The sequence below is a fragment of the Nocardia amamiensis genome, assembly GCF_015477605.1.
Lineage (GTDB): Bacteria > Actinomycetota > Actinomycetes > Mycobacteriales > Mycobacteriaceae > Nocardia > Nocardia amamiensis_A.
Genome location: NZ_JADLQX010000012.1, coordinates 198,743 through 219,605, shown reverse-complemented (window position 1 = coordinate 219,605; position 20,863 = coordinate 198,743). Strand labels below are relative to the sequence as shown.

General features: G+C 68.7%; 20 protein-coding genes. 10 read left to right on the top strand and 10 right to left on the bottom strand.

Annotated elements, in window-relative coordinates:
- Nucleotides 1–221 precede the first annotated feature (221 nt).
- Both IU459_RS18145 and IU459_RS18140 read right to left on the bottom strand, forming a co-directional pair.
- The gene (locus IU459_RS18145; RefSeq protein WP_195130718.1) at nt 222–836 is read right to left on the bottom strand and encodes a DUF1003 domain-containing protein; all 615 of its coding nucleotides are present in this window, start codon (nt 834–836) and stop codon (nt 222–224) included.
- 148 nt (nt 837–984) lie between these two features.
- The gene (locus IU459_RS18140; RefSeq protein WP_195130717.1) at nt 985–2,265 is read right to left on the bottom strand and encodes a magnesium transporter MgtE N-terminal domain-containing protein; all 1,281 of its coding nucleotides are present in this window, start codon (nt 2,263–2,265) and stop codon (nt 985–987) included.
- A 63-nt stretch (nt 2,266–2,328) separates the two neighbouring features.
- Here IU459_RS18140 and IU459_RS18135 point away from each other — a divergent pair, with 63 nt between their 5' ends.
- From IU459_RS18135 to IU459_RS18125, 3 genes are read left to right on the top strand one after another with little or no spacing between them, the layout of a single operon-like run.
- Entirely contained in the window at nt 2,329–3,279 is a 951-nt protein-coding gene (locus IU459_RS18135) for an HpcH/HpaI aldolase/citrate lyase family protein (protein WP_195130716.1), read from the top strand.
- 18 nt (nt 3,280–3,297) lie between these two features.
- On the top strand, nt 3,298–3,789 hold the full coding sequence (locus tag IU459_RS18130) for a general stress protein (RefSeq protein WP_195130715.1): 492 nt from the start codon (nt 3,298–3,300) through the stop codon (nt 3,787–3,789).
- A 3-nt stretch (nt 3,790–3,792) separates the two neighbouring features.
- Entirely contained in the window at nt 3,793–4,374 is a 582-nt protein-coding gene (locus IU459_RS18125; protein ID WP_195130714.1) for a suppressor of fused domain protein, read from the top strand.
- Nucleotides 4,375–4,381: 7 nt separating this feature from the next.
- Here IU459_RS18125 and IU459_RS18120 read toward each other — a convergent pair whose 3' ends face one another.
- Nucleotides 4,382–5,464, bottom strand: coding sequence for a magnesium and cobalt transport protein CorA (locus IU459_RS18120; RefSeq protein WP_440446505.1), 1,083 nt, complete (start codon nt 5,462–5,464; stop codon nt 4,382–4,384).
- Nucleotides 5,465–5,654: 190 nt separating this feature from the next.
- On the opposite strand from IU459_RS18120, the gene IU459_RS18115 reads away from it, so the two are divergent.
- The 4 genes from IU459_RS18115 (at nt 5,655) to IU459_RS18100 (ending at nt 10,355) form a co-directional block, all read left to right on the top strand.
- On the top strand, nt 5,655–6,509 hold the full coding sequence (locus IU459_RS18115; RefSeq protein WP_195130712.1) for a PHP domain-containing protein: 855 nt from the start codon (nt 5,655–5,657) through the stop codon (nt 6,507–6,509).
- Entirely contained in the window at nt 6,506–6,772 is a 267-nt protein-coding gene (locus tag IU459_RS18110) for a hypothetical protein (protein WP_195130711.1), read from the top strand. Before IU459_RS18115 ends, IU459_RS18110 begins: the two co-directional genes overlap by 4 nt.
- A 51-nt stretch (nt 6,773–6,823) precedes the next feature.
- Entirely contained in the window at nt 6,824–8,365 is a 1,542-nt protein-coding gene (locus IU459_RS18105; protein ID WP_195130710.1) for an FAD-binding protein, read from the top strand.
- A gap of 793 nt (nt 8,366–9,158) precedes the next feature.
- On the top strand, nt 9,159–10,355 hold the full coding sequence (locus IU459_RS18100) for an NAD(P)-dependent malic enzyme (protein ID WP_440446502.1): 1,197 nt from the start codon (nt 9,159–9,161) through the stop codon (nt 10,353–10,355).
- A gap of 79 nt (nt 10,356–10,434) precedes the next feature.
- Here the strand turns inward: IU459_RS18100 and IU459_RS18095 are convergent, their stop codons facing one another.
- The 4 genes from IU459_RS18095 to IU459_RS18080 all read right to left on the bottom strand — a co-directional run bounded on the left by IU459_RS18095 (nt 10,435) and on the right by IU459_RS18080 (nt 13,996).
- Nucleotides 10,435–11,151: an ABC transporter permease gene (locus IU459_RS18095; protein WP_195130709.1), complete on the bottom strand. Its 717-nt coding sequence runs from the start codon at nt 11,149–11,151 to the stop codon at nt 10,435–10,437.
- The gene (locus IU459_RS18090; protein ID WP_195130708.1) at nt 11,148–11,816 is read right to left on the bottom strand and encodes an ABC transporter permease; all 669 of its coding nucleotides are present in this window, start codon (nt 11,814–11,816) and stop codon (nt 11,148–11,150) included. Before IU459_RS18090 ends, IU459_RS18095 begins: the two co-directional genes overlap by 4 nt.
- Before the next feature lie 15 nt (nt 11,817–11,831).
- Complete coding sequence (locus IU459_RS18085) at nt 11,832–12,980, bottom strand: ABC transporter ATP-binding protein (protein WP_228838074.1); 1,149 nt, start codon at nt 12,978–12,980, stop codon at nt 11,832–11,834.
- 83 nt (nt 12,981–13,063) lie between these two features.
- A complete protein-coding gene (locus tag IU459_RS18080) occupies nt 13,064–13,996 on the bottom strand; it encodes an ABC transporter substrate-binding protein (protein WP_440446504.1) in 933 nt (310 codons plus the stop codon).
- Between the two features lie 195 nt (nt 13,997–14,191).
- Here IU459_RS18080 and IU459_RS18075 point away from each other — a divergent pair, with 195 nt between their 5' ends.
- From IU459_RS18075 to IU459_RS18065, 3 genes are all read left to right on the top strand, one after another.
- The gene (locus IU459_RS18075) at nt 14,192–15,085 is read left to right on the top strand and encodes an ABC transporter substrate-binding protein (protein ID WP_195130705.1); all 894 of its coding nucleotides are present in this window, start codon (nt 14,192–14,194) and stop codon (nt 15,083–15,085) included.
- A gap of 457 nt (nt 15,086–15,542) precedes the next feature.
- Nucleotides 15,543–16,238, top strand: coding sequence for a PadR family transcriptional regulator (locus IU459_RS18070; protein ID WP_195130704.1), 696 nt, complete (start codon nt 15,543–15,545; stop codon nt 16,236–16,238).
- Nucleotides 16,239–16,248: 10 nt separating this feature from the next.
- On the top strand, nt 16,249–17,733 hold the full coding sequence (locus IU459_RS18065) for a DHA2 family efflux MFS transporter permease subunit (RefSeq protein ID WP_195130703.1): 1,485 nt from the start codon (nt 16,249–16,251) through the stop codon (nt 17,731–17,733).
- Nucleotides 17,734–17,776: 43 nt separating this feature from the next.
- On the opposite strand, the gene IU459_RS18060 is transcribed toward IU459_RS18065, so the two are convergent.
- The 3 genes from IU459_RS18060 to IU459_RS18050 all read right to left on the bottom strand — a co-directional run bounded on the left by IU459_RS18060 (nt 17,777) and on the right by IU459_RS18050 (nt 20,849).
- The gene (locus tag IU459_RS18060) at nt 17,777–18,403 is read right to left on the bottom strand and encodes a Uma2 family endonuclease (protein WP_195130702.1); all 627 of its coding nucleotides are present in this window, start codon (nt 18,401–18,403) and stop codon (nt 17,777–17,779) included.
- A 101-nt stretch (nt 18,404–18,504) separates the two neighbouring features.
- Complete coding sequence (locus tag IU459_RS18055) at nt 18,505–20,109, bottom strand: sulfite oxidase (RefSeq protein ID WP_195130701.1); 1,605 nt, start codon at nt 20,107–20,109, stop codon at nt 18,505–18,507.
- Nucleotides 20,110–20,177: 68 nt separating this feature from the next.
- On the bottom strand, nt 20,178–20,849 hold the full coding sequence (locus tag IU459_RS18050) for a transcriptional regulator (protein WP_195130700.1): 672 nt from the start codon (nt 20,847–20,849) through the stop codon (nt 20,178–20,180).
- Between the last annotated feature and the right edge of the window lie 14 nt (nt 20,850–20,863).

Here is a 20,863-nt window from a genome sequence, read left to right as displayed (position 1 = left end):
CCCGACCCCGACACCACCGGCCCCGACACCACCCCCGAACCACTCACCACCACACCAGCAACCACCAAAGCCGAGACCGTCACCGGAGCAGAAACACGCATACGGCCACACCCAATCCCTCGACGTCACGGGAGCGGTTGTCCGGGACATCCCCTGCCCGGGTCGCTCAGGACAACGTGTCCAGGTTACCCACCAGTCAGGTGGTTGTCGGGTATTTCCGGTCAATCTTCGCTTATCGGCGGTGAAACCGGTGTCGGAGCGGACTTTCGGCCGGAGCTTTTCTTGCGCCCCGCCTTTCCCGTTCCTTCCGCGCGAATCTCGCGTTCCACGGATTCCGCGGATTCGATCCGGTCCAGAATTCCTTTTATTTCCTCTAATTCGCGGCGCACGTAATCACGGGTGACCACCTCGCCGACGGCGAGGCGCAACGCGGCGAGTTCCCGGGCCAGAAACTCGGTGTCCGCCTTGGTCTGAGCGGCCCGCATCCGGTCCTCCTCCAAGGCGACCCGGTCCCGGTTGTCCTGCCGGTTCTGCGCGAGCAGGATCAGCGGCGCGGCGTACGCGGCCTGGGTGGAGAAGGCCAGATTCAGCAAAATAAACGGATACGGATCCCACCGCAGCCTGACCGCGAACACGTTCAACAGGATCCACACCACCACCACGATCGTCTGAACCGCCAGATACCGTCCGGTCCCGAGGAACCGCGCCACCCGCTCGCTGCTGCGGGCCATCGCTTCGGCGTCCCACTCCAGCCGGAACCGGCTTTCCAGCGGCGTCTCCAGGCGTTGGCGTGCCCTGCTGTGGCCGATCCGCACGCCGGTGTCGCTCTCGGTCATGCCTCCACCTCGCTCATGCCGCCCCCTCGCTGTCGCTCGGCGTCGTCACGAGCGAGTGCTCGGCTGTGTTGATGCTTCGCTCGCTGCCGCTCGCTCACGCCGCCCCCTCGCTGCCGTTCGCTCATACCGCCCCCTCGCTGTCGCTCCCTCATGCTCCACCTCTTTCGTCGTTCGTCTCCTGATCGCGCCAGTCCTCGGGCAGGAGATGGTCGAGCACGTCGTCGACGCTGACCGCGCCGAGCAGGTGATTCTCCTCGTCCACCACCGGCCCGCAGACCAGGTTGTAGGTCGCGAAGTAGCGAGTCACCGCGGCCAGCGGGAGTTCGGGGTGCAGCGGCGAGAGGTCGGTGTCGAGAATGCCGCCGACCAGATGGGCGGGCGGCTCGCGTAGCAATTGCTGGATGTGCACCGAACCGAGGTAGCGGCCGGTCGGCGTCGCGGTGGGCGGACGGACCACGAACACCATGGAGGCCAGTGCCGGGGTCAGGTCGGGATTGCGCACCCGCGCCAGCGCCTCGGCCACCGTCGTGGACGGCGTCAGGATGACCGGCTTCGGCGTCATCAAACCGCCGGCGCTGTAGGGGGAGTGCTCGAGCAGCCTGCGGACCGGCTCGGACTCCTGTGGATCCATCAGGGCCAGCAGCGATTCGGCCTCCCCCTCGGGCAGTTCGCCCAGCAGGTCGGCGGCGTCGTCGGGGTCCATCGCCTCGAGCAGGTCGGCGGCCCTGCGCGTCTCCAGGTGGCTGAGCAGCTCGACCTGCTCGTCGTCGGGCAGTTCCTGCACCACGTCGGCGAGGCGTTCGTCGTCCAGCGCGACGGCCACTTCGACGCGCCGCTTCTCCGGCAGCTCGCGCAGCAGATGTGCGACGTCGGCCGCGCGCATCCCCTCGAACTGTTCCAGCAGCTGAGTGACGTCCTGTCCGCGCCTGTCGATCTCGTAGGGAGTCAGGCCGGACACCCTGGTCCAGTCGACCACGTGCACGGCGCGCCTGCGGCCCAGCCTGCGGTGCCCGCGCACGGCCACCCGGCTGACCAGCCAGTCCCTGCTGCGGGCCTGTTCGATGCCGAGATCCGCCACGTGCACGTCCACGCCGGTCAGATCCGGCAGGTCCGGGTCCTGCACCCGGACCGCCGAATCGACGATCTGCGCCAAGGCGAGCATCTCGCCGGGTCGCTGGGTGAAGCGCCGCAGGCTGACCGTCCCGGTGTTCAGCGTGACCATACCCGGCTCGATCGCGGTGACTCGCAGGATCGGCACGAATATGCGCCGCCGGGTGGGCAGTTCGACGACGAGTCCGTGCACGCGTGGTTGCTGGCGGTCGTAGCGGATGGCCACGACGACGTCACGGATCCGGCCGATAGACTCGCCGTCCGGTCCCAGCACCACCAGGCCGGCCAGCCTGGCGACGTACACCCTGGTTGCTGCCATGCTGCCAGGCTAGAGGTTCGCGAGCGGGTGTCCGCCCCCGCGCCACGATCGACGGGAGTCATCATGAAGCCGCGCCGTTCGGTGCTCGCCTGCCCGGGCAGCAACACGAAGATGATCGAGAAAGCCAAGACGCTGCCCGTCGACGAGGTGTTCCTCGATCTGGAGGACGCGGTCGCGCCGGTGGCCAAGGCCGAGGCGCGGGCGAATATCGTGGCGGCGCTGAACGACTCCGGCTGGGGATCGCAGCTGCGCGTGGTGCGGGTGAACGACTGGACCACCGAATGGACGTATACCGATGTCATTTCTGTGGTCGAAGGCGCCGGCGCGGCGCTGGACGCGATTCTGCTGCCCAAGGTGACCGACGCCGGTCAGGTGCGCGCCCTCGACCTGCTGCTGACCCAGCTGGAGAAGACCTGCGGCCTGGACGTCGGCCGGATCGGCATCGAGCCGCAGATCGAGAACGCGCTGGGACTGCGCAATATCGATGCGATCGCCACCGCGAGCCCCCGGGTGCAGACCCTGGTGTTCGGTCCGGCCGATTTCATGGCCAGTATCAACATGCGCACGCTGGTGGTCGGCGAACAGCCGGAGGGCTACGACACCGGCGACGCCTACCACCACATCCTGATGACCATCCTGCTCGCCGCCCGCGCGCACGGGCTCCAGGCGATCGACGGTCCGTACCTGCAGATCCGGGATGTCGAAGGCTTCCGGCGGGCGGCCGCGCGCACCGCGGCGCTCGGGTTCGACGGCAAGTGGGTGCTGCACCCCGGCCAGATCGAGCCGGCGAACGAGATCTTCAGCCCACGCCAGTCCGACTACGACCGTGCCGAGGAGATCCTGGACGCCTACGCCTTCCACACTTCTGCCGCCGGTGGCGCCCGCGGCGCGGTCATGCTCGGCGACGAGATGATCGACGAGGCGAGCGCCAAGATGGCGCAGGTGATCGCGGAGAAGGGGCGGGCCGCCGGAATGACGCGCACCACGCGTTTCACCCCGACGCCGGGTCGCTAGCGATAGCAGAATAGAGACATGACGAATCCCTTGGGGAACTCGAACCGCGCGCGGCAGGGCCTTCCGACGCCCCCGTCGGGCTGGCCGGTCGGCTCCTACCCGACCTACGCCGAGGCGCAGAAGGCGGTCGACTATCTGGCCGACAGCCAGTTCCCGGTGCAGGACGTAACCATCGTCGGCGTCGACCTGATGCAGGTCGAGCGGGTCCTCTATCGGCTGACCTGGGGAAAGGTGATCGGTGGCGGCGTGGTGTCGGGCGCCTGGCTCGGCCTGTTCCTCGGTCTGCTGCTGAGCCTGTTCACCACCAGCGGCGCGTTCGGCCCGCTGCTCGTCGGCCTGGTCGGCGGCATCATCTTCGGCGTCATCTCGACCACGATCCCGTACGCGGCGACCAGGGGCCAGCGCGATTTCGCGTCCACCATGCAGTTGGTGGCGGGCCGCTACGACGTGCTGTGCGACCCGAAGTCGGCCGAGCAGGCGCGCGACATGCTCGCGCGGCTGGCCATCTGACGCATGGAGGTACTGGAGACGGTCCGCACCGCGGTGCTGGGCCATTTCGGCGTGGATGCCGCCGACGTCGACGCAGCATCGGTGACCTTTCTCGGCCTGGAGCCGATCGAGATCCTGCGCATCGTCGACGGCGATCTGGTGCACTACGCGACGCTCGGCGGGTCCAGGCACCCGATGGGCGATCCCACCGCGCTGCACGCGGATCCGTTGCGCGGGCCGCGCGCGGAGCTGGTGCTGACGCTGCGGTCCGGCGTTGGCGCGAGCTCGGGGCTGGCCAAGTCGCTCGGCGTGCTCGCCGCCGCGCCCGCCGTGGAAGGCGTTGTACTGCAAGCGGATGCGCTGATGGACCTGGGTGAGCCGATGTGGCGGGACTCGCCGTTCACCGCGGTTCTGCTCGGCGACAGCGAGATTCCCGACATCGTGCTGCCCGAGCCGGCCGAACCGGTGCGGTACTTCGCGGTGGCGCCGGTGACGGCCACCGAGGCGGCGTGGGTGCGGGTGCGCGGCGCGCAGGCGTTGCGGGATGCATGGCAGGAAGCGGGGATCGACGTGCGTGATCCGGGACGTGGCGCGGCGAGCCTGTGAACCGCCGCTACAACCACTTGTTGCGGCGGAAGGTGATGAGCAAACCCGTGCAGATGACGAGGATGACCAGCCACACCGCCGGATAACCCCAGACCTGCTTCAACTCCGGCATGTGCTCGAAGTTCATGCCGTAGATGCCGGCGATCATCGTCGGCACCGCCGCGATCGCGACCCACGCCGAGATCTTGCGCATGTCGGTGTTCTGCTGCACGGTGACCTTGGCCAGCGCGGCGCTGATCAGCGCGCTGAGCGCCTCGTCGAAGTCGTTGATCCGCTCCGCGACCCCGGTGTGGCGCTCGCTGACATCGCGCAGATAGCGCCGAACCTCCTTGGGCACCGGCAGGTCCGGATTGTGGCTGAGCAGCTCCAGCGGCGCGGCCAGCGGATTCACCGCGCGCCGCAGTTCCACCACCTCGCGCTTGAGCTGGTAGATGGATTCGACGGTGACCTTGCTGCGCGGGGTGAAGGTCTGCTCTTCCATCTCGTCGATGTCGTTCTCGACCGACTGGGCCACCTCGATGTAGGAGCCGACTATCCGGTCGATGATCGCGTGCAGCACAGCGCCGGGCCCGAGTGCCAGCTGCGCGGGGTCTTCCTCCAACGCCTTGCGTACCTCGGCGAGCCCGGAGTGCTCGCCGTGCCGCACCGCGACCACGAAGTCGCGGCCGGTGCACACGACGATCTCACCGGTCTCCACGATCTCGCTGACGGTGTCCATTTCGTGCTCGACATAAGTGACCGTGCGCAGCACCAGCATCAGCAGGTCGTCGTAACGCTCCAGCTTGGGACGCTGGTGTTTTTGCAGCGCGTTGTCCACAGCCAATTGGTGCAGCCCGAACGTGGCCGCGATATCGGCCATCTGCGTCGGGTCCGGATCGTGCAGGCCTACCCAGACGAATCCAGTGGCCTCGTCGCGCACTCGCGCCAGCGCCTGCTTGTGGGTGAAGCGGCCGGGCAGACGCTTGCCGTCCACGTAGACCGCGCAGTCGACGATCGCCCGTTCGGTCGGCACCGGGATGAACCGCGGTTGCGGTGTCCGGCCGGAGCCGCGAAACGACGAGAGCGGGGAAAACGACGGCACGCTGACGATGCTACGTCGCGCGCTGTGTCCCCGGTTCGCTCGCTGACGCTCGCTCACGACTCCGCCTCGCTGGCGCTCGGCTGCGTCGTGCGCGAGGGCGCGCTGTGTCTCCGGTTCGCTCGCTGACGCTCGCTCACGAGTGCGCCGAAAGCCCGCCTGCGCGTGCGGGACGATGTCCACGCACGGTAAGACTGAGGGCGTGCGTATCGACCTGCATACCCATTCGACCGCGTCCGACGGTACCGACACTCCGGCCGAACTGGTGCGCAACGCCGCCGCGGCGGGCCTGGACATCGTCGCGATCACCGATCACGACACCACGGCGGGCTGGGCGGAGGCCGTCGACGCGCTACCGAAGGGGATCACGCTGGTCCGCGGCATGGAGATGTCCTGCGTGGGTTTGGGCGAGGACGGCTGGCCGGTTCCGGTGCATTTGCTGGCATATCTGTTCGACCCGTCCGATCGCAGCTTCGCCGACGAGCGCGAGCGCCTGCGCGCCGAGCGGGTAGAACGGCTGCGTGCCATGGCCGAGCGGATGGCCTTCGATGGACTGCCCATCGATCCGGATGCCGTGCTCGCCGCGGCCGGTCCGTCGGCGGGGCGCCCGCATCTGGCGCGAGCGCTGGTGGAAGCGGGTGTGGTGCCGAGCGTGGATGCGGCGTTCACCGAGCTGCTCGCCCCGCACGGCCGCTACTACGCGGAGAAGGCCGACACCCCGCTGCATCGTGCGGTCGAGATGATCGCGTCCGCGGGCGGGGTCAGCGTCCTCGCGCACACCAGGGCGCGTAAACGGGGCAGGCTGCTGGCGCTCGACGACATCCGCGAGCTGGCCGGACTCGGACTCGGCGGCGTGGAGATCGCGCACCCCGACCACTCCGCGGCCGACCGCGCCCTGCTGACCGGCCTGGCCGCCGAACTCGGTCTGCTCACGACCGGTTCGTCCGATTACCACGGCGCGAACAAGTCCATCCGGCTCGGCGAATTCACCACCGACCCAGTCCAATTCGAGAAGCTGGCGAGCAAGGCCACCGGAGTGCCGGTGATCGCCTCGTGAGACTGGTGCGTGGGCTCAGCGGCCTCGTCGCCGCGGGCACATTCGCGGGCATGCTCGTCGTGGTCGGCACCGCCGTCATCGCGGATCGGCGCGGGTTTCCCGGGCCCGGCGGTGAGTCGATCGGCTGGCATGTGGCGGCCGCCGTCGTGGTACTCGCGGCGCAGGTCTACGCGGACCGGCATCGGGGGGTGGCCGCCTTGACCGGGTCGGCGGTGGTCTTCCTCGCTGCTGGACTATTGCTGTGGACGCAGTGGTGGAGCTGAGCAACCTGTTTTGGTTGCGGGCCGGTGAATTGTGCCCGAACATTTTTCATTGTGAGTGAACTCGAGACGGATGTACTGGTTATCGGCGGCGGTCCTGCCGGTACCTGGGCGGCCGTCTCGGCCGCCGCGGCGGGCGCGACCGTCGTGCTCGTCGACAAGGCGAGATGCGGATCGAGCGGGCCGACCGCCTACGGCGCGATCTCGGTCTGGCACGTTCCGCCCGGCCCTGCTCGGGACGAGGCGGTGCGGCACGGGTACGCGCACGGCGGCGGGCTCGGCGATCCGGACTGGATGCATCGCGTGCTCGAAGAGACACACCAGCGGGTCGAGCAGGTGGCACGGTGGGGCCACCGGATCCGCGCCGAAACGACGGGCGCGCCGACGCGGCGGGTATATCTCGACGGCGCCGGTTATCTGCGCCGGATGCGTCGCGTCGTGCGCGAAGCGGGCGTGCGCGTTCTCGATCACCATCCGGCGCTGCAGTTGCTGGTCGACCGGGACGGGGTGGTGGCGGGTGCCACCGGGCTCCAGCACCACAACGGCTTCCGGCGCTGGACCGTGCGCGCGGGTGCCGTCGTGGTCGCCACCGGTGGCTGCGCGTTCCTGTCCGGCGGTGCGGGCACCGACGTGGACACCGGCGATGGATTGCTGTTCGCCGCGGAGGCGGGCGCGGAGCTGTCCGGGATGGAGTTTTCCAGCGCCTATGGGCTGACACCGGTAGGGCGCACCGACCCGGCGGCGCAGCCGAATCTCGCGCTGCACTTCGCCACCCTCTACGACGAGTCCGGCAATGAGCTGACCGGGCACGGTGCGGCTGCGCTCGCGGTCATCGCCGACGGTCGCCGGGTATTCGCCGCGCTCGACGAGGTGCCGGTCGACGTGCGCGCTCGGGCCACCCACGAGGGCATGCCCGACCAGGCGCGGCGGGTGCCGCTGCGTGCCGTTCTGGGGGGCACGGTGCGCGGCACCGGGGGACTGCGCGTCACCGGAGCGGACTGCGCTACTACAGTCGCGGGCCTGTTCGCCGCGGGGGATGTCGCCAGCCGCGAGTCGATCACCGGTGCTGTCAGCGGGCTCAGCGGGCTGAGTGGCGCGTGGGCGATCGCCTCCGGCGTGTGGGCCGGCGCGGGAGCGGCGAAGTTCTCCCGTTCCGCCGACCGGCGCGCCCCGGCGCAGGAGATGCCGGGAGCCGGGCTGGGCGCCGTGGCGCGGATCGACCCCAGGGCGGTGGTCGGGCTGGTGCAGGAGCACACCCTGCCGCTGCGGCGCAGCTACTGGCGCAGCGCGGGCAGCCTGCGCGACAGCATCCGCGAACTGGACGCGATGTGGCCCGGCGCGGAGTTCGATCTCGGCGGAAGCGGTGTGGATCGCCTGCGTGCGCGGCAGGCCGCCGCGCTGCTCGCGGTGGCCCGGTGGACGAAATACAGCGCGCTGATGCGCACCGAGAGCCGGGGCATGCACCGCCGCACCGATCATCCTGGAGCCACCGATCATTGGCGGGTACGGCTGATGTCGGGCGGGACGCGCAGCGTGTGGGTGCGTCCGGACGCGGCGAGGACGACGGCGGAGGAGACCCGCGACATCGTCGCCTAGAAGCCAGGCAGTCCATGTGAGGCCGAGCGGGCCGAGGCGGCCGCACAGTCGGCGCAGTCGGCCGAGATCCGCTTATAGTCCGGGTCCTGTCGAGCGAAGGCTGAGGCAGCGGCACAATGCGCCCAGTCGGACAAAGTCTGTCCGAAGTGCGCGTCGGGGTCGCGCGAGGGCTGAGGCAGTCGCATAATGGCGACGGCCGGGCGGAGTCGCCGCGCAATCCGTGTCGTGCCGAGGGCAGGCTGGGCAGCTGCCGGCGTCTCACACGCGCAAAGTGTCGCTCCGTGCGACAACTCACCGCGTCATGGCCCTGAGGTGCGAGTTTCCGCTTACCTCACGGTAATTCCCGCACCCTACCGTGAAATGATGACGCGCGACACAGCCCAGGGGGAACCGGTTTGGCAAGTCGCCTACCGGACTGGCAGAATGTGTCGGATTCCTTACCCACGCCACCGCCGGGTCGAGGAGTTACGGAGGTCTCGCGCCTCGCGACGTACCGTCGCGGCCCGAGGGATCACACCGCATGTTCTGTCCGGACCCACCCGTCCGGTTCTTGCTCCGCGGATCAGTGCCGCGCCAGCCGCTGGAAAGGGCGCGGCCGGACGAAGTCCGTCCTCAGCCGCGCCGGGCCGAGCGAAGGCGAGGCAGCCGCCTATCGGCAAGCCGTGTTCGCTCGCTCGCAGCCGCCTCGAAACATCCCGGTCAGCGCACTCGATGAGCGTAGTGAAACGTCTTATACCCATTACCCGGTGGTAACCGTCCCCCGGTTTAGCCCGACCCACGCAGGAGTGAAATCGTGTCACCTGTGACTGACGCACCGAATGCCACCGCAAGCCTTTCCGAAATCACCAACGACGAAATTTTCGCGGGACATCTCGGCGGCAAGCTCTCGGTCGAACTCAGCGCGCCGTTGGAGACCCAGCGTGACCTCTCCATCGCCTACACGCCGGGCGTCGCCCAGGTGAGCCGGGCGATCGCGGAGGACGTGACGCTGGCCAAGCGCTACACCTGGACCGATCGGCTCGTGGTCGTGGTGAGCGACGGCACCGCCGTGCTCGGCCTCGGTGACATCGGCCCGCGCGCCTCGCTGCCGGTGATGGAGGGCAAGGCCGCGCTGTTCAAGAAGTTCGCCGGGCTGGACTCGATCCCGATCGTGCTGGACACCAAGGACGTCGACGAGATCGTCGAGACGCTCATCCGCCTGCGCCCGAGCTTCGGCGCGGTGAACCTGGAAGACATCTCCGCGCCCCGCTGCTTCGAGATCGAGAAGCGGGTCATCGAGGCGCTGGACTGCCCGGTCATGCACGACGACCAGCACGGCACCGCGATCGTGGTGCTCGCCGCCCTCAACGGCGCGGCCAAGGTGCAGGGTCGCGGCATCGAGAACCTGAAGGTCGTGGTGTCCGGCGCGGGCGCCGCGGGGGTCGCGTGCACGAACATCCTGCTCGCCGCGGGTGTCCGGGACGTGACCGTGCTCGACTCCAAGGGCATCGTGAGCCGCGACCGCGGCGATCTCAACGAGGTGAAGGCCGAGCTGGCCACCCGCACCAACCCGCGCGGCCTCACCGGCGGCGCGGCCGACGCGCTGACGGGCGCCGACGTGTTCCTGGGCCTGTCCGCGGGTTTGATCGCCGAGGAGCTCATCGCGTCGATGGCGCCGGAGTCGATCGTGTTCGCCATGTCGAACCCGGACCCGGAGATCCACCCCGAGGTGGCGCGCAAGTACGCCTCGATCGTGGCCACCGGCCGCAGCGACTTCCCGAACCAGATCAACAACGTGCTGGCCTTCCCCGGCGTCTTCAAGGGCGCGCTGGACGCGGGCGCGCGCCGGATCACCGAGGGCATGAAGATCGCCGCGGCCGACGCCATCCTCAGCGTCGTCCTCGACGAGCTGGGCCCGGAGAAGATCGTCCCCAGTCCGCTGGACCCGCGGGTCGCCCCGGCCGTCGCTGAGGCGGTCGCGGCCGCGGCTCGCGCCGAGGGTGTCGCGTAAGGCGAGTATTCCGCACACAGACCGAGGGCGGCCCCGTTCGTATCGAACGGGGCGCCCTTGTCGTCGGAGCGGCTTGTACTCAGTCCGCAGCCCGCAATTCCGTGGCGGGAGCGATTGCCAGCCGCGGCGATCGGCGCAGACGACCGGTTCCCGGCGCGCTGGCCCACACCGTGAACGCGAGCAGGCCGTCCAGCACCATCGCGAGGACGGCGACCAGTAGTGCACCAACCAATACCCGGTCGTAGCGGTAGAGGCTGATGCCGTCGAAGATGTAGCGGCCCAGTCCGCCGAGGTTGACGTAGGCGGCGATGGTGGCCGTGGCCACCACTTGGAGCGTGGCTCCGCGCAGCCCGGTGAGCAGGATGGGCAGCGCGTTGGGCACTTCCACCCGGAACAGGATCTGCCGCTCGGTCATGCCCATGGCGCGCGAGGCGTCCACGACATCGGCCGGGACGTTGGCGATTCCGGCGTACGCGCCCGCCAGCAGGGGCGGGATGCCGACGGTGACCAGCGCCAGCAGCGGCGGGATCAGCCCGAGTCCGAGCAGCAGCACCACGAACGTCAGCAGGCCCAGTGTCGGCAGCGCCCGCATCGCGTTGGCGAAGCCGACCAGCACCGCCGCCCCGCGCCGGGTGTGGCCGATGACCAGGCCGAGCGGCACCGCGATCGCCGCCGAGACGGCGATGGTCAGAACGCTGTACCACAGATGCTGGAGGATGCGGGTTTCGATGCCCGATGGTCCGCCCCAGTTGGCGCTGTTGCTGAAGTAATGCCAGGCGTCGATGAACAGGTTCACGCGGCACCGACTTTCGCTTTGCCGATCCTGGCGTCCGCGCGCATCCACGGTGTCGACCAACGGCCGAGTGCGTACACCACGCGGTCGGCGACCAGTGCGAGAGCCAGCGTCACGATGATGCCTGCGATGATCTCGTCCGGATAGTCACGCTGATAGCCCTGGGTGAACAGCTTGCCGAGCCCGCCAACGCCGATCAGCGCGCCGACCGACACCATCGCGATATTGGTCACCACCACCACGCGCAGGCTGGACACGAAGACCGGGACGGCCAGCGGCATATCCACGGTGAGCGTGCGGCGCAGCGGGCTGTAGCCGACCGCGTCGGCCGCGTCGAGCACGGTGGCGGGCACCGAATCCAGGGCCGCGGGAACCGCGATCACCAGCAGCGCGGTGGAATACACGGTGAGCGCGATGATCACGTTCAGCGGATCGATGGCCGAAATCCCCACCAGCGGAGGAATGATCACGAACAACGCCAGCGACGGAATGGTGTAGGCCAGGCTCGCGGCGGTCACCGTGACCCGGCGCAGCCACGACACCCGCCGCACCAGCGCGCCGACCGGGACCGCGATTACCAGCGCCAGCAGCAGCGGCACCAGCGCGAGGTAGAGATGGGTCGCGGTGAATCCCATGATCTCCGAGAAGTTCTCCACGAGATATTTCATGTCGCTCGCGCTCCCTTACGGCACCTGCTGTTCGAAGAAGTGCCGGTTGCGTTCGGCGTCCTCCTGCGCACGCTGACCGGCCAGCTGCCCGAGGACCTCGATGGCCAGCACGCCGCCGCGCACGGCGCCGGAATCGTCCACGGCGACACCGACTCCGGAAGGCGAGGAGATCGCTGCGTCCAGTGCCTGGCGCAGGTCACCGGTCGGGGTGAACAGCGAACCGCCCGCCGACATGCTGTCGGTCAGCGCGCGTCCGGCGCGTACGCCCTCGACGCCGGTCACGTCCACCCAGCCGAGCGGTTTACCCGCCGCGTCGACCACCAGCACCCACTCGCCCGCGTCCAGCCGCAGCGCGGTCACCTCGTCCGCGACGGCCGTCCGGATCTCCTGCAGCGGCACGTCGTTCGCGGTGCGGAAGGACAGGCCGCGATAGCCGCGGTCGCGGCCGACGAAATCGGCGACGAAATCGGTGGCGGGCTGGGCGAGCAGATGCCGCGGCGGGTCGTATTGCTGCAGCACGCCGCCGCGGCCGAATACCGCCACCTTGTCGCCGAGCGTGATCGCTTCGTCGATGTCGTGTGTGACGAACACGATGGTCTTGTGCAATTCGGCCTGTAGCCGTTGCATTTCGACCTGCAATTCGGCGCGCACCACCGGGTCGACGGCGCTGAACGGCTCGTCCATCAGCAGAATCGGCGGGTCCGCGGCCAGCGCGCGGGCCACCCCGACGCGCTGCTGCTGCCCGCCGGACAGCTGCGCCGGGTAGCGGCCGGCCAGCGACCGGTCCAGGCCGACCCGGTCCAGCACCTCGAGCGCGGCGGCGCGGGCGGCGCGGCGCGAGTCGCCGCGCAGCACCGGGACGGTCGCCACGTTGTCGACGACCGTCCGGTGCGGCAGCAGGCCGCCGCTCTGGATGACGTACCCGATGCCGAGGCGCAGACGCACCGGGTCGACCGCCGAAATATCCTCTCCGGCAATGCTGATCGTGCCGGAGCTGGGCACGATCATGCGATTGATCATCCGCATCGAGGTGGTCTTGCCGCAGCCGGAAGGGCCGACGAACACGGTGAACGAACCGGATTCGATGCGCAGGTCGAGGTCGGCGACCGCGTGCGTGCCGTCCGGATAGGTCTTGCTGATACCGGAGAACTCGATATCGGACAACAGGTGTTCCCTCCCTAGGCGATACCTCCGCCTTCGCTCCGGCCGTGCGCGGGCTGAAGACGGACTACTTCCGGCTGCGTCCATTAGCCCACCGGCTTGTTCAGCCCGTGGGCGGCGACCCAGGCCGCGGCGGCGGCCTTCGGCTCGGTCTTGCTGCTGCCGGAGACGGCCTCGTTCAGCGCGAGCAGCTCCGCGGTGGTGAGCTGGGCCGACACCGCGTTCAGCGCGGCCAGCGCCTTGTCCGACTTCTTCGCCGCGTTGAACAGCGGGACGACATTCTGCGCGGGGAAGTTGTGCTTCGGGTCTTCCAGCACCACGAGGTTGTGCTGCGCGATGGCGGGCGAGGTGGTGAAGACGTTGGCCGCGGTCACCTGCCCCTCGACCAGCGCGCGCACCGTGGCCGGGCCGCCGCCGTCGGCGATCGGCACGAAGTTGTTCGCGGCGATGTCGAGGTTGTAGTTCTTCTTCAGGCCGGGCAGGCCGCCGGGACGCTCCTGGAATTCGGCGGGCGCGCCGAACTTCACCTCGGCCGAGTGCGCGGCCAGATCGCCGATGGTGCGCAGGTTCCAGCGTTCGGCGGTGGCACGGGTGACCACGACGGCGTCGGAATCCTCCGCGGGCGCGGGCGTGCCGATGGCCAGGCCGTCGCCGAGTGCCGCGCCGAGCGCGCTGTCGATGTCGGCGGCGCTCGTTGCGGTGGCGTTCTTGTCCAGGTACTGCAGCAGATTGCCGGTGTACTCGGGAATCACCGAAATAGCGCACTGGCGTACCGCCGGGATGTAGGCTTCGCGACTGCCGATGTTGAACTTGGTGTCGACGGCAAAGCCGTTGACGCGCAACACCTCCGCGTACACGTTGGCGACAGTTTCGGACTCCGGGAAGTTGGCCGAGCCCACGATCAGCCCGTCCCCCGAACAGCTGCCGCTAGCGGCGAGCGGATCGGAATTGCCACACGCGGACAGCACCATCGCGGCGGCGAGGGCCGCGGCGGCGGCGAGGACGCGAGTGGCACGCAGCGCGACGCGCAACGCGCGGCGCCGCTGCCCGGCGGCATCGAGGGTGCGGGTGGTTTTCACGGGAGTCCTTCCGGCATGACGGCGGTGCGCGATCTCGGTGCCGAGCGGCCGCCGGTACATTCTGGATGTCCATACTGCCCGCTTCCAGGTTTTTCCGTAGCCTGCGTCGAATTGTCGGAGAGTTGGTGTCGCCGGATGGTGGTGGCCGCGTCACAGCGGATGCTGGCTGGATTCCTGGTCCTCGCGTCCGCCGCACTGGTCGTGTCCTGCGGGGACGACCAATCGGGGCCGTCGATCACCGTCGGGGCGGGCGATTCGGCGGAGTCGGTGGTTCTCGCGGAAATTTATGCGGGCGCGCTGGCGCGTACCGGCATACGTACCACGGTGGCGGCTGGTCTTGGCGGTCGCGCCGACTACCTGGCCGCGCTCGACGCCGATCGGGTCCAAGTGGTCGGTGAGCACACCGGCGCGCTACTGGCCCATCTCGACGAGCACGCCACCGCTCGCCCGCCGAAAAAGGTGGCGGACGCGTTGAGCGCCGCGCTGCCCGAGGGGCTGGTGGTGTCCGACATCGCCGACGGCGCCGATCTGCGGCCGCGGGTGGTGGTCGACGCGGAGGCGGCGGCTCGCGACGAGCTGCAGTCCGTCGGCGATCTCACGCCCCGTTGCGGGCGGCTGACCGTGGGCGTGGCGTCGGCGCCGGGCTTGCTGCAGCGCCCGGCCGCGGTCGATCGGGTCACCGGGTGCGAGTTCGCGTCCACCGTGCCCTTCTCCGATCCGGGTGCGTTGCGAAAAGCATTGCTGGACGGGCAGATCGATGCCGGTCTGCTGACCGGCCCGCCCGAACTCGCGCCGGGCGCGACCGATGGGCTGACCGTGCTGTCCGACGACGACTACGCCGTGCGCGCCGAGAACGTGCTGCCACTGTTCCGCAAGGGGCTGCTCGACCAGCGGCAGATCAAGAAGCTGAATTACGTCGCGGGTGAACTGACGACCGACGAGCTGGCCGCCATGATCCGGCGGGTCCGGGACGAGGGCGCTGCGCCGGGCGACGTGGCCCGTGGCTGGTTGGACGAGCACGCGCTGTAGTGGCGACGGGACGTCCGCGCTCCGATGTCGCTTGCGACCGTCCTCTCCCGCGCGACTGAAGATAGATGTCGGAAATCGGACGAAAGATGTCGCCTCCGACACTGCCGCTGCAGGGGCGCTCTACCTAGTCTTCTTATCTGGGGGCCAGTGGGCCGCCCGACGCATACGACTATGAGCAGTCCCGCCTCCAGCAAAGGCGCTGGAGAGGTCGCCAACGACGTCGGCCGAGTCGACGGGGCCGAATCGAGAGGTCATCGAGAACAGTTCTCGGTGGCCTCTCGTCGTGTCGGGCGGAAAATGTGTGGCCGATCACTCGGCTTCCGATCTTGCTAGCCGACTGTTCCGCGCCGTATATTCCACGTGGAATATTTAGCGTGGAGCATGTCGGTTCCCCGAGCTAGCGTGCGAGACGCGGACTCGGCTGCGGTCGGGACGAACGACCAGGAGGTAACGAAGCATGGGGCAGGCGCATCCACCGGTGACGCCGTTGGCGATCGCCGTGCTCGCGCTGCTAGAGGAGCGGCCCATGCATCCGTACGAGATGTATCAGACGCTGATCTCCCGGCGGGAAGACAAGCTGGTCAAAGTGCGGCCGGGCTCCCTGTACCACACCGTGTCCCGGCTGGCCGACCAGGAATTGGTCCGTGCCGAGGGTGTCGACCGGGCCGGCAACCGGCCCGAGCGCACCACCTACCGGATCACCGCGCGCGGCAGGGACGCGCTGCGCAACCGGATCGCCGAGATCGTGCGGCGACCCGTCCCGGAGTATCCGGTCTTCCCCGTGGCCCTGGGAGAACTGCACAACCTGCCCAAGCCGGACGTGCTCGCGCTGCTGCGCGAACGGATCGGTGAGCTGGAAACCGAACTGGCCGACGCCGACATGCTGATCGCGTGGGCCGAAGAGCACGAGGTCCCCCGCCGCTATTGGATCGCCCTGCCATTCCTGCGGGCCACGCTGGCCGCCGAAGCGGCCTGGGTCGAAGAGTTCGTCGCCGAATTGGACAGCGGCGCACTCGAATGGGACGACTTCGACCCCGCGACCGGCGTGCGCTACGAGGCCGGCGACGCATGGTCGGCGGGTGTCGCGCGGCCACCCGTCCCGGGCGGTGCGGTGGCCAATTCCGCCCCGAGTTTTTCGAATAATCCGAGTTAGGAACTGAATAATGTCCACCCAACGCAATCCGTGGCCGGCGCTGCTCGCGCTGGTCGTCGGCTTCTTCATGATCCTGCTGGACATGACGATCGTCGCGGTCGCCAATCCCGCGATCATGAGCGACCTGAACGCCGACATCTCCCAGGTGATCTGGGTGACCAGCGCCTACCTGCTCACCTACGCGGTGCCGCTGCTGGTCACCGGCAGGTTGGGTGATCGCTTCGGCCCCAAGAACATCTATCTGATCGGTCTCGCGGTGTTCACCGCCGCGTCGCTGTGGTGCGGGCTGTCCGGCAGCGTCGGGATGCTGATCGCGGCCCGCGCCGCGCAGGGCGTCGGCGCCGCGCTGATGACGCCGCAGACCATGGCCGTGATCACCAGGACGTTCCCGCCGGACCGGCGCGGCGCGGCCATGGGCCTGTGGGGCGGCGTCGCGGGACTGGCCACGCTGGTCGGCCCGATCCTCGGCGGCGTGCTGGTGGACGGTCTCGGCTGGGAGTGGATATTCATCGTGAACGTCCCGGTCGGTGTGGTCGCCTTCGCGCTGGCGGTGTGGCTGGTTCCCGCGCTGCCGACGCATGAGCACAAGTTCGACATTCCCGGCGTCCTGCTCAGCGGCGTCGGCATGTTCCTGCTGGTGTTCGGCATCCAGGAGGGCAACAGCTACGACTGGTCGCCGCGGATCTGGCTGATGATCGGCGCCGGCCTGCTGGTGCTCGCGGCCTTCGTGGTCAATCAGGCGCGCAACACCGGTGAGCCGCTGCTACCGCTGAGCCTGTTCCGCGACCGCAACTTCGCCCTGTCCAATATCGCCATCGCCGCGATGGGCGCGGCGGTGACCTCGCTGATGGTCCCGGCGTACTTCTATCTGCAAGCCGTGCGGGAGATGTCGCCGACCGAGTCCGCTTTGGTCTTCGCGCCCATGGCGATCGTGACCGGCGTCGCGGCTCCGCTGATCGGCAGGTTCGCCGACAAGCTGCACCCGCGGGCGGTACCCACGGTCGGCTTCGCTCTGTTCGCGGTGTCGGTGTTCTGCTTCTCTGTGCTGATGGAGCCCGACTCGTCGCTGTTCTGGTTTTTCGCCGCCGCCGCATTGGGCGGGTTCGCCAACGCCTGCATCTGGGCGCCGCTGGCGGCGACCGCGACGCACAACTTGCCGGTGCAGCAGGCCGGTGCGGGCGCGGGCGTCTACAACACCACTCGCCAAGTGGGTTCGGTGCTCGGCAGTGCCGCGATCAGCGCTCTGGTCGCGGCCAGGATGACGGCGAACGGCCTGGGCGGCGGTCCGGTCGCCGAGGGCGGCGCGGGCCAGGGCCCGATCCCGGCGTTCGTGAAGGACGCCTTCAGCACCGCGCTGAGCCAGTCCACCTTGCTCCCCGCGGGCATCCTCTTGATCGGCGTCATTGCCTCGGCGCTGTTCATCCGCCACGGCAAGCCCGCGCCCGCCGTCGCACCGGCCCCGCCGGAAACGACCAAGGCCGATCTCAGCAGTTGAACCGTCGGTGATGCCCGTCCAGAGAATGTTTTCCGGGCGGGCGTCAGCGTGTCAGCACACCGAGCCGAGTCCAGTCGATCTTGATCTCGATAGGTACGTCGACCACAGTCTGTGAATCGTTCGGCTCCAGCTTCAAATGCGGTCGATAGTGGCCGAGCACATGGTCGAGTACGTAGACCTCGATCGAATCCACGCGATTATCAGACACCCAGACAATCCAGTACCACGGGATCCCGGCCAGCGCATACTCCGCGAGCTTGTCGGCTGTATCTACCCGCTCGGTGCCCGGTGAGACGACTTCGACCACTAGCTTGACCATGGAAGCGGGCAACGGCCGAAGTTCGGGCGGCGCGCATTCGAACAGTGCGATATCCGGCCGCCGAATTGTCACCCGCGGTAGCTCCCAGAGCAGCACATCGAAATCCATATCGACGTCCAAGCAGCCATTGCGGTATCGACTGACGTGTGCTTCGGCAGCGGTTTCGACAAAGTCGGCTATCCGGCGAGCAGACTTCTGATGCGGCCTTGTAGGCGACTCCGCCCGAACGGCTTCCCCATTCACCACTTCCACCAGGCGGCAGAAATCCTCGGGAAGCTTCTTCCAGATCTCCAATGTGATCGGCGCCGGCTGCAGGTTCTCTTCCCGCGCCCAATCCAAGACTTCGGACATGGCCCCCTCCTCGAACGGCCGACGACTACCGGGCTCGCTCGATCCTATCCGGTCGACAAAGCGTTCATTGCCTGCCACTACGCGACCATCTGAAATGCAACTCAACCCACGCTGACGGTGACCGAGGGGTAGCCGGTGGCGCCGTCGGGGATCACGTCGCGGCGTTCGGCGGTCTGGGTTTCGCCGGTGCCGTCGGTGGCGCGGGCGCGGATGGTGTGCGGGCCCGCGGTGGCGTCCCAGCCGAAGACCCACTGGCGCCATGTGTCGATGGATTGTTCGTCGGACAGGCGGGCCTGTTGCCATGGGCCGTCGTCTATCTGGACCTCCACGGCCCGGATGCCGCGATGTTGTGCCCATGCGACTCCCGCGATGGGAATGCGACCCGGCGCGAGGCGCTTGCGGCCGTGCGGGGTGTCGATGCGGGTGCCGGTTTTTATCGGGCCGAGCGCCGACCAGCCGCGACGGGTCCAGTAGGCGGTGGCGCGGTCGAAGCGGGTGACTTCGAGTTCGGTCACCCATTTGGTGGCCGAGACGTAGCCGTAGAGGCCGGGCACGACCAGCCGGGCCGGATAACCGTGTTGCACGGGAAGCGGTTCGCCGTTCATGCCGACCGCCAGCAGGGCGTCGCGTCCGTCCGTGAGTACCGCGAGCGGAGTGCCCGCGGTCCAGCCATCTGAGCTGTGCGACAGCACCATGTCGGCGTCCGGGTGCGGGCCCGCCTCGGCGAGCAACTGGTCCAGGCGATAGCCGAGCCAGCGCGCGTTGCCGATCAAATCGCCGCCGACCGGATTCGACACGCAGGCCAGGGTGATCAGGCGTTCCTCCACCGGCCGACGGGCCAAATCCGCCCAGTCGAGCCGGATTTCGCGATCGACCATGCCGTGGATGCGCAGCGACCAATCGTCCTTGGACACTTGCGGGACGATCAACGCGGTGTCGATCCGGTAGAAGTCGTCGTTCGAGGTCAAGTACGGCGTCAGTCCGGGTATCCGCAGATCCGCCCCGGGCGCCACGGGCGCAGCGGGTGCGGTCGGCTCCGGCAATCGCACCGCCGCTCGCTCACCCGACACGTCCCGCCGCCGCAGGCCGAGCAGCCGCCCGCCGATCCCGGTCACCGCGGCCAGCCCGCCGGCAACCAGCAGCCCTTGCAAGACCTGCCGCCGCTCCGGGCGACGTTCCTCGGTGCGCGCTTCGGTTCTTTCCTGGCTGATTTCGTGGAGCGAAGCGGATGTGGTTGCGGAGTCCGGCGCACCGGCCTGCCCGTCGGCGGATGGCTGTTCCGCCGCTCGGTCGATCCGGTGGGTCAGCACGCGCAGCGTGTAGATGCCGACGGCAACGCCGATCACAGTCGGCAGTGCCCCGCCGACTCCGGTCTGCGCCATGGCTACGCCCGCGGCGATCACTCCGAAGCCGGCGAACAACCACGATCCCGCGGTGCGTGTGCCGCGCTCGAGCGCTCCCGCCAGCCCCGCGACGACCAAGGCGAAGACGCACATGATCAGGTACAGCACGGCCTTGTCGTTCGTGCCGAACGTGGCGATGGCCCACTCGCGCAGACCGTCTGGCGTGTGATCGACCACGGCCGAGCCGAGGGCATCGAGCGGTGCGCTACCGGCGCCCAAGAACGCCGCGAGCAGTTCGGCGACGCCCAGCGTCAGTCCCGCCGAGACGATCCCGGCCACCACCCGCAATCGCACCTCGGCCATGGCATCGAGGCTACTGCCGAACCGTTCGCGCGGTGGTGACCATTCGATGACGTGGGTACCGTCCGTCGCTATCCGGCGAATTCATCGGCGAGGGTGTTCCAGAACATCAGCTCGTAGCTCTGGAACAGCCGCGCGAAGGTGCGGGCTTCCTCGGGGTCGAGCCGTCCGGAATCGAGCCCGGCCTGCACTGCGGTGAGGGCTTTCTTTTCGATCTCCGGAACGTCAGCGGTATAGAAGTCGAAGAACGCGCACGCGGCGTCGCCGAAGCCATAGTGGCTGCGCATCCCGGCGGCGACCGCCTCGCAATACCGGCCGAAGGCGGCGAGATTCGAATACAACGCGACGATGACCGCGGCGGCGGCGCCGTTGAGCGCCAACCACGCCATGAAGGCCGGATACGCCTGGCAACCTGGCCGCGGTCGCTCGGCGCCGGTGTCTGGACCGGCGGCCGCCACCAGCCCGTCCAGCAATTGGTGCGCCTGTTGCTCTCCCGGCGCGAGTGCGCTGAAGAAAGCGCGTGCGTGTAGCTCGTCGGCCCGCGCGGCCAGCGTATGGACGCTGCGCCAGTCGCTGTCGGTGATGCGTAGTTCCTCGGCCGCGATGGCCGCGAACACCGCCCGGGGCGCCGTGCCTGCCGCGATTCGGGGGACGAGCCGGTTGTCGTCGTCGTATGGCGCCAGCTCTGCCTGTATCCGGTCGAGCAGTGCACGTGCGGGCTGTGTCCGTTCCGATCTCGTCATCGCAAACCTCCGGT